Below are 8243 nucleotides of genomic sequence, written 5' to 3'. Positions count from 1 at the left end.
GCTGCTGTTCCTTTTATTGCGTCTTGGAATCCAAGTGAGCGAGCTAAATCTGCGGGTGCGCCTGTAGAAGTAGATATCAGCAAACTTGAGCCTGGACAATTAATACGTGTCGAGTGGCGTGGTAAACCTGTATGGGTTGTATCACGTACCCCAAAAATGCTTGAGCAGATGAAAGAACATGAAGGTCAACTTCGTGATCCGCAATCGCAAGAGCCACAACAATTAGAATCATCAACAAATGATTACCGTTCATTACGTCCAGAAATATTTTTGGCTGTAGGTATTTGTACGCATTTAGGATGTTCACCAGGCTTTTTACAAGGTAATTTTGGTGAGAAAGTAGAAGGGACTGATGACGGTTTCTACTGCCCGTGCCACGGTTCTAAATTTGATATGGCTGGTCGAGTATTTCAATCGGTACCTGCACCATTAAACTTAGAAATACCACCTTATACTTTTCTAGATGACACCACTATTTTAGTGGGCGAAGAAAGAGGGGTAGCCTAATGTTTGGTAAGATTATTGGTTGGATAGACGACCGAATCCCAATGACACGTGTTTGGAACATGCACATTGCACAGTATCCAGCACCTAAAAACTTTAACTTCTGGTACTTTTTTGGCTCACTAGCCATGTTAGTACTAGTAAACCAAATCCTAACAGGTATTTGGTTGACGATGAACTTTGTTCCGTCTGCTGAAGGTGCTTTTGCCTCGGTAGAGTACATCATGCGTGATGTAGAATATGGCTGGTTACTACGTTACTTGCACTCAACAGGTGCATCAGCGTTTTTCATCGTTGTATATATGCATATGTTCCGTGGCATGATCTACGGTTCTTACCAAAAACCGCGTGAATTACTGTGGTTATTTGGTATGTTCATTTTCTTAGCGCTAATGGCTGAAGCATTCATGGGATACTTATTACCATGGGGCCAAATGTCGTTCTGGGGCGCACAAGTAATCATTTCATTATTCGGTGCTATTCCGGTTATTGGTGATGACTTAACACTTTGGATCCGTGGTGACTACGTAATATCAGGTGCAACGCTTAATCGCTTCTTTGCATTACATGTAATTGCACTACCACTGGTTATTGTAATCTTAGTTTTCTTACACATTGTTGCTCTACACGAAGTGGGTTCAAATAACCCTGAAGGTATTGAGATTAAACGTAAGAAAGGCTCAGTAGCTGAAGAAGATAAGCCTAAATTTAAATTCCATGAGTATTACACTAACAAAAAAGACATTGTTGATGCGATACCGTTCCACCCTTACTACACAGTTAAAGATATTGTGGGTGTGGTTGGTTTCTTAATACTGTTTTGTTGGGTTGTGTTCTTTATGCCGGCGATGAATGGCTTCTTTTTAGAAGGTCCAAACTTCGAGGCAGCTAACCCACTTAAGACACCTGAGCATATTTTCCCGGTTTGGTACTTTACGCCATTCTATGCAATCTTACGTGCAATCCCTGATAAGCTAATCGGTGTTGCGGCGATGGGTGCATCGATTGTAGTACTTGCATTACTACCTTGGATTGACCGTGGTAGAGTTAAATCGGTTCGTTACCGTTGTGGTTTCCATAAATGGAACATTGCAGGCTTTGTTGTAACTTTCGTTCTTCTTGGTTGGGTGGGTGCAACTCCACAAACTGATATGAAAACGATTATTTCTCAAATCTGTACTGTGACTTACTTTATGTTCTTCGTACTGTTGTTTGTATACAGTAAGAACGAAAAAACTAAGCCATTGCCAGAGAGGTTAACGAAATGATGAAGAAGCTTATTATTGGTTTATTTGCTTTATCAGTAAACTTGTTGCCTAACATGGTTATGGCAGCAGGTCCGTCGGTTCCTTTAATGGAAGCGAATAACGACCTTACTGATCAACCATCTTTACAACGCGGTGCAAAGTTGTTCATGAACTACTGTCTTGGTTGTCACCAAATGCAGTATCAACGTTATGAGCGTACTTTTCGTGATATCGGTATCCCAACAGAAGTTGGTTTAGAGCAGTTAATTTTTGACGGCTCTAAAGTCGGTAGCCANGCCATATCACAAACGCAATTACAAAAGACGATGCAGCAAAATGGTTTGGTGCGGCTCCGCCGGATTTAACTCTTATTGCACGTGTAAAATCACCAGATTATATTTACACGTACCTAAAATCGTTTTATAAAGATGAATCTCGCCCGTTTGGAGTTAACAATATTGTTTTTCCATCGGTAGGTATGCCTCATGTTCTTCAAGAACTACAAGGTTTACCAACGCCTATCACTAAAGAAGTAGAAGAACATGGCCACACTGTGACCAAAGTTATTGCTACTGAAACTGATGGTACGGGTGAATTAAGCGTAGATGAATACGACCAAGCGGCTCGTGATTTAACAAACTTCCTTGAGTACGTGGGTGAACCTTCACGTCTTGAATCGGAAGCGCTAGGTATTAAGGTAATAGGATTCTTAATAATTCTATTTATCTTGGCATTTATGCTTAAGAAAGAATACTGGAGAGATGTTCATTAAGTTGAACATTTTTAAAGGTAATTTTGCAATAGGGGCTTAAGCCCCTTTTGCTGTTTTAGTTATTTAATGGAGGTATAGGCATGGCCGTAGCTGCCAATAAGCGCCCTGTAATGACCCTTTTTTCTGGTGCTAACTGTATGTATAGCCACCAAGTACGTATTGTACTTGCGGAAAAAGGTGTAAGTGTAGATATTCATTTGGCTGAAAAAGATAACTTGCCAGAAGCACTTCACGAAATTAACCCTTACGGCACAGTGCCAACACTGATTGACCGTGAGCTTGGTTTATACCAGGCAAACATCATCATGGAATACCTTGATGAGCGTTTTCCTCATCCTCCACTAATGCCTGTTTACCCGGTAATGCGTGGTCGTAGCCGCTTAATGATGCATCGTATTGATACTGATTGGTACAGCCTAGCTGACAAAATCAGTAACAACACGTCAGATGCTGCTCAAGCTCGTAAAGAGCTAACAGAAGCATTACTTGCTGTAGCACCTATTTTTAGCGAAGCACCTTACTTTATGAGTGAAGAGTTTAGCTTAGTAGATTGTTATTTAGCTCCACTATTATGGCGTTTACCAGAGTTTGGTATTGAGCTTAATGGTGCAGGTTCTAAAGAGCTTAAAGAGTATATGATCCGTTTATTTGAACGTGAGTCATTCCAAGCCTCTTTAACTGAAGCTGAGCGTGAGATCCGTTTATAATGACGCCTAATCGTCCTTATTTATTACGTGCTTTTTTTGATTGGATAGTCGATAACGAGTGTACACCGCATTTAGTGGTAGACGCTGGGTTTGCAAATGTACAAGTGCCAACACAGTTTGTTCAAGACGGACAAATTGTTTTAAACATAAGTCCATCAGCGGTCACACAGTTTTCGTTAGACTTAACCCAACTTAGCTTCAATGCGCGCTTTGGTGGTCAGCCAATGCAAGTGTATGTGCCTCTAGGTGCTGTGCTTGCAATATACGCGCGTGAAAATGGCGAAGGAACAGTCTTTACTGCAGATGAGTTTTTAGAGGACGAAGACGATTTTGTGCCTGAGCTTGAAAGTGTTGATTCATCAGCTGAATTTATTGATGAAACACCACCAGAAAAGCCACAGAAGAAAAAAGGCTCTCATTTACGCGTTATTAAATAATAAGTAAATGCAAAAAAAAAAACCGCTTAATAAGCGGTTTTTTTATGTCTGTATTTTGTGTTTACAAGTATTCAAATACTTTAATTACACGCTCTACGCCAGATACATTTCGGGCAATGTTTACAGCTTGAGTAGACTCAGAGTCAGATACTAAACCCATTAAAAATACTTCAGCGTTTTCAGTAACTACTTTAATGTTATTACTGCTAATGTCTTTTGCTGTTAGTAGCTGAGCTTTTACTTTAGAAGTTAACCAAGAGTCATGCGTTTGTGTAGTAATGCCAATATTTGAGCCAATACGAATTTGGTTATGTATCTTACGAATACCTGAAACGTCCTCAATGGTACGCTGTGCTTCCTTTCTCATTTCTTCATTAGATACTTGGCCTACAAGTAAAACAATACCGTTAACGCTTACAGCGCTTATATTGGCAAACTTTTCAAGGCGTTCTACTTCGCTAAGTGCAATACTCGCTTTTATTTCAATATTGTTATCGTCAATTTGAGAGCCAATGGTACGGCGATCGTTCGCTGCAGTTACTGCACTGGCTGTACCTGCAACAACAGCAGCTGCGCAGCCTTGTAGTAATACAACAGTACCTAAAACAATAAGAGAGCGTTTAAACATAATTTTCATCCTGAGGGAAAAGCGTTAAATCAACAAGTTCGCTTAAACAATGTAAGTTAACTAAATGGGATTCGATAATGCGGCTAGGGCGTTTAGATGGGGATCTAATTTCAACATCGTTAGGGCCAAGTAGGCCAACCAACTCGCCACCATCATCACCAACCATAACTATGACCTTCATATCTTTAGTTAGTGCAGCTTCAACGGCAGAAATAACATGTTTTTCGTTACCGTTAATAGCCAGTACAAGCAATAAATCACCTTGCTGGGCAAAAGCGCGGACTTGACGAGCAAATGTATCGTGATCGTCTACCTGAGTACTTTGTCCAAGGTTAACGTTTTCTTGCGATAGAGCAATTGCCGGCAAACAAGGACGCTCGGTTTCATAGTGATTAACCAATACACCCGCCATGTGCTGGGCGAGCATGTGGCAATTAGCAGTACCGCAGCAAATGAGTTTATTTCCGTTGATCAGACTTTGTGCAATAGTAAATGCAGCTGACTCAAGCGCACTAGGTAGCACTTCACCAGCAGCGATTTGAACTTGAATGCTTTCTGTAAAAATTTCTTTAATTGTGTCTTGCATAGCCTACCAATAATTTATCTTTGTATTTGCGTTTAAAATACATTTTTAAGCCAATTAATATTAGGAGATGCTTCTCCTGTAATGGCTACATAATCAATTCTTAGTGCTTGGTTAGTTAAATTTTTAGCTGCTAAGTAATGATAAATACTACGTTTTAATCGAGCTTGTTTTTGTGGGCTAAGTGCATAGTTGGCACCGCCACGGGCATTATTTTTGCGAAACTTGACCTCAATGAATACAAGGGTGTCGCCTTCCTTCATAATGACATCAAGCTCGCCAAAGGGGCAGTAATAATTACGTTCAATGGGTGTTAAGCCCTGAGTAACTAAGTATTTTTGCGCTTCAAGCTCATAATACTGGCCTTTTTCGCGACTATTGTGCCACAGCTCTTTAAACCACGACATGCCGCCCCCTTAACTTAATAAAGTTTAATTTATAGTTTGTATATCACCCGCTGATTGCATAAACAATGGTACCGGGCGTTGTGTTTTTAATTGCACAGGCTTAATGCGACGGTTTGTATATTGAGCCCAGTCGAGCATACGTTCTATATGGCCGCTGGTATTAACAGATAGCTTACCGCTTAAACCACTATATTGGTTGCCTGGCATTACGCTTAACTGTCTAATGTCATGTAATATTGATACTGCATCGTACGCCATTGCAAATAAGCGTTGGCTAATATCAATTTGCTCAGGCCATAGAGAGTTGTACTGCTGGCGTAAATTATGTTGTTTAATTTGTGAATCAAGCATCCACGGTAATTCAGTGAAGTATAGGCCGTCTAAGTCGCCTTTGTCTGTACTGTCAATTTGTTTACTATGACTTTTAGAGCTTGCATAAAGTGGGATACGATCAGCAAATGTACTGACGTTTACATCAAGGTAAGGTTTAATTAAGCGAGTTTCTATTGCATCACCCAAAATATAAATAACGTCTATATCACTGCGTGAACGCGTTTCGTTTTCTACTTCTTGCTTAAATAATGCTTTAACTGTTTGTATGCGATCTTTTGACTTATCAACTTCTAATAAGCTGGTAATTGTGTTCGGCATATCTTTTTTATCGTTATAAAAACCGATTTGTGGCTTGGTTTCGCTGTAGCGTTGCCACTGTAGGTTAAAATAATCAACTAAACGTTGGCCATTTGCATTATTTGGCGCAAGCAGCATAGGCTTTTGATAGCCCTTAGTTAAAAAGTGTTCCAGAGCTTGCTGTACTTCGTGCTCAGGGTTCAATGCAAAGTAATAATGCTGAAGCGAAATGCGCTCACCATCAAAATTGTTTAAATGCAGTACCGGAGTATCAATAAGAGTTTGTGCATTGGCTAGTTTATCAATATTTGCTTTAAGTAGAGGACCAATTACAAAATCAGGCTTTATTTCTTCAAGTTGCGCTGCGATTTCCTCAGTGCTTAGGTTTTCATCAATAAAAATAGTGTCGTTGATAGTTCGCGTATCAAGTGCAGCTAACACACCGGCTTTAAGCGCATCACCTAAGCGTTCGTTAGGGCCTGATTGTGGAAACAACACAACTAAACGCTCTATATTAATAGGGGCGAGCTCAGTAAGCATTTCGTCCTGTACAGGTAATACAGAAAAAGCCGGATGCCCAATATAGCGTCTGCGCCAATTATTAATTGCTTGGTCTAGCTCCACGCCGCTACTTGCATATACTTGATAGTATAGACCAAGGTTTACCCAGCCTTGCTGGATAACCGAACCACGGTTAAAACGTTCAAGCGCATATGAAGAGAGCTGTTTTAAGTTATCCCACAAATTTTGATTGAGCTGAGGGATTTCTATATTGTTTTTTGTTGCTGTTTCAGAGGCTCTAAAGAAGTAGGGGGCAGCTTTTTTAGGAAAATTTTGCGATGCATAAATACTGGCTGTTAAAAACTGATGCCATGCAAAATGCTCAGGTTGAGTAAGTTGTCCGTCTAGTGATTGTAAAATCACCAAAGCTTGATCATTCTTATTCTGTTGTTTTTGTGCAAATGCAATATAAAGACGGTTTTGGATTTGATCAACACTTGCGGTTAATTCAAGCTCATTACCAATTTTCTCTAACAAAGGCCAATTTTGCTCACTAATCGCAGCATCACGGGCACTATACAATAACTGTATTTTATCGGCACCTTGGCGGTTTTGCGCCAATTGGTAGATAGATTGCGCACTGGTTGCCTGATTTTGCAGAGCATTAGTGCGGTTACTTACGTTATCGCTGTTTTTAGTTGGTTTTTCGGTTGTGCTACACGCCGATAACCCTGACAATATAATTAATAGACTAACTAGTTTAAGTCGCACAATGATTTCCCAATACGTTAACGCGATTTGCTTATATTACTGACTGACGCAGGAGACCTCAATGTTAAATGAGGAGAATTCACAGAAAATTGGCACTCTTTACATTGTTGCCACCCCAATTGGCAATTATGACGACTTAAGTCACCGTGCCATTGCGACATTATCGCAAGTTGACTTAATAGCTGCTGAAGACACTCGCCATACCGGCAAGCTACTTAGCCACTTTGGAATTAAGGCAAAAACGTTTGCATTACACGACCACAACGAAAAGCAAAAAGCACAGCAAATTATTGATCAACTTAATCAAGGTTTGAATATTGCTTTAGTATCTGACGCTGGTACACCGCTAATTAGTGATCCAGGCTACGCTGTGGTAAATCTATGTCGCGAACAAGGCGCTCATGTTACACCTGTTCCAGGTGCATGTGCTGCAATTACAGCCGTATGTTGTTCAGGCTTACCAACTGACCGCTTTCAGTTTATTGGTTTCACGCCAGCTAAAAGCAAAGCTCGCCAAGACTTTTTTACCGAAGCTGTTAACTCAGGCATTACCAGCATAATGTACGAAAGTACGCACCGTATTATGGCAAGCCTTGATGATTTAGCACTAGCCCTTGGTGATGAGCAGCAAGTCGTGTTTGCTAAAGAGCTAACCAAAACCTTTGAAACATTTTTTAATGGTAGTGTAAGTGAGCTTAAACAATTTTTAACTGATGATCCTACCAAGCAGCGCGGCGAAATAGTGCTTATGCTTGCGGGTAAACCAAAGCAAATAGACGATGTTCCGCCAGAAGCGCGCAAAATGCTGGCACTTCTTGAGAGTGAAATGCCAATGAAAAAAGCCTGTGGCGTTGTAGCCGAATACTTTGGTATGAAGAAAAACGCTTTATATAAAACAATTATTGAAGAAAAAGAGTAAATTTTACTGCGCTTAGTATTAGCCTCATGTATACTGCGCGCCGAGTCAGCCAAGATGATCGCTGCCTGTGACGAAAATGATCAGGGGGAGGAAAGTCCGGGCTCCATAGGGCAGAGTGCCAGCTAACGGCTGGGGGG

Annotated in this window: 9 protein-coding genes and 1 pseudogene; 6 read left to right on the top strand and 4 right to left on the bottom strand. The window is 40.6% G+C overall.

The genetic code is table 11. The features are described from left to right. From petA to L652_RS0120240, 5 genes and pseudogenes are all read left to right on the top strand, one after another. Positions 1 to 507, top strand: a 507-nt coding sequence (gene petA / locus L652_RS0120260; protein ID WP_024594715.1) for a ubiquinol-cytochrome c reductase iron-sulfur subunit, incomplete at its 5' end; no start/stop codon positions are given. Further along, positions 507 to 1772, top strand: a complete 1266-nt coding sequence (locus L652_RS0120255; protein ID WP_002957963.1) for a cytochrome b N-terminal domain-containing protein — start codon at positions 507 to 509, stop codon at positions 1770 to 1772. The genes petA and L652_RS0120255, both read left to right, overlap by 1 nt. Beyond that, positions 1769 to 2523, top strand: a pseudogene (locus L652_RS01000000124210) (cytochrome c1). Before L652_RS0120255 ends, L652_RS01000000124210 begins: the two are co-directional and overlap by 4 nt. 80 nt (positions 2524 to 2603) lie before the next feature. After that, positions 2604 to 3230, top strand: a complete 627-nt coding sequence (gene sspA, locus L652_RS0120245; protein WP_002957965.1) for a stringent starvation protein SspA — start codon at positions 2604 to 2606, stop codon at positions 3228 to 3230. Continuing rightward, on the top strand, positions 3230 to 3667 hold the full coding sequence (locus L652_RS0120240) for a ClpXP protease specificity-enhancing factor (RefSeq protein WP_002957966.1): 438 nt from the start codon (positions 3230 to 3232) through the stop codon (positions 3665 to 3667). Before sspA ends, L652_RS0120240 begins: the two co-directional genes overlap by 1 nt. A 61-nt stretch (positions 3668 to 3728) precedes the next feature. On the opposite strand, the gene dolP is transcribed toward L652_RS0120240, so the two are convergent. The 4 genes from dolP to L652_RS0120220 are packed head-to-tail and all read right to left on the bottom strand — an operon-like array spanning position 3729 to position 7187. Further along, a complete protein-coding gene (dolP, locus tag L652_RS0120235) occupies positions 3729 to 4295 on the bottom strand; it encodes a division/outer membrane stress-associated lipid-binding lipoprotein (protein ID WP_024595590.1) in 567 nt (188 codons plus the stop codon). Next, positions 4288 to 4881: an SIS domain-containing protein gene (locus L652_RS0120230; protein WP_002957968.1), complete on the bottom strand. Its 594-nt coding sequence runs from the start codon at positions 4879 to 4881 to the stop codon at positions 4288 to 4290. The genes dolP and L652_RS0120230 overlap by 8 nt, the downstream gene beginning before the upstream one ends. Positions 4882 to 4913: 32 nt before the next feature. Further along, positions 4914 to 5285: a YraN family protein gene (locus tag L652_RS0120225; RefSeq protein WP_002957970.1), complete on the bottom strand. Its 372-nt coding sequence runs from the start codon at positions 5283 to 5285 to the stop codon at positions 4914 to 4916. A gap of 24 nt (positions 5286 to 5309) precedes the next feature. Next, positions 5310 to 7187 carry a penicillin-binding protein activator gene (locus tag L652_RS0120220; RefSeq protein WP_024595589.1) on the bottom strand — a complete coding sequence of 626 codons (1878 nt, stop codon included), beginning with the start codon at positions 7185 to 7187 and terminating at the stop codon, positions 5310 to 5312. A gap of 61 nt (positions 7188 to 7248) precedes the next feature. Here L652_RS0120220 and rsmI point away from each other — a divergent pair, with 61 nt between their 5' ends. Beyond that, positions 7249 to 8106 (top strand): 16S rRNA (cytidine(1402)-2'-O)-methyltransferase, encoded by an 858-nt coding sequence (gene rsmI / locus L652_RS0120215; protein ID WP_024595588.1) that lies wholly within the window; start codon positions 7249 to 7251, stop codon positions 8104 to 8106. The last annotated feature ends 137 nt before the right edge of the window (positions 8107 to 8243 follow it).

The sequence above is a fragment of the Pseudoalteromonas sp. TB25 genome (assembly GCF_000497995.1).
GTDB lineage: Bacteria > Pseudomonadota > Gammaproteobacteria > Enterobacterales > Alteromonadaceae > Pseudoalteromonas > Pseudoalteromonas distincta.
Note: the sequence above shows the minus strand (reverse complement) of the source record. Positions and strands in the feature narration are given on the sequence as shown.

What these genes read in the sequence shown, in the direction of transcription:
- L652_RS0120255 (WP_002957963.1), top strand. Translation starts at nt 507, where the DNA reads ATGTTTGGTAAGATTATTGGTTGGATAGACGACCGAATCCCAATGACA.
- sspA (WP_002957965.1), top strand. Translation starts at nt 2,604, where the DNA reads ATGGCCGTAGCTGCCAATAAGCGCCCTGTAATGACCCTTTTTTCTGGT.
- L652_RS0120240 (WP_002957966.1), top strand. Translation starts at nt 3,230, where the DNA reads ATGACGCCTAATCGTCCTTATTTATTACGTGCTTTTTTTGATTGGATA.
- dolP (WP_024595590.1), bottom strand. Translation starts at nt 4,295, where the DNA reads ATGTTTAAACGCTCTCTTATTGTTTTAGGTACTGTTGTATTACTACAA.
- L652_RS0120230 (WP_002957968.1), bottom strand. Translation starts at nt 4,881, where the DNA reads ATGCAAGACACAATTAAAGAAATTTTTACAGAAAGCATTCAAGTTCAA.
- L652_RS0120225 (WP_002957970.1), bottom strand. Translation starts at nt 5,285, where the DNA reads ATGTCGTGGTTTAAAGAGCTGTGGCACAATAGTCGCGAAAAAGGCCAG.
- rsmI (WP_024595588.1), top strand. Translation starts at nt 7,249, where the DNA reads ATGTTAAATGAGGAGAATTCACAGAAAATTGGCACTCTTTACATTGTT.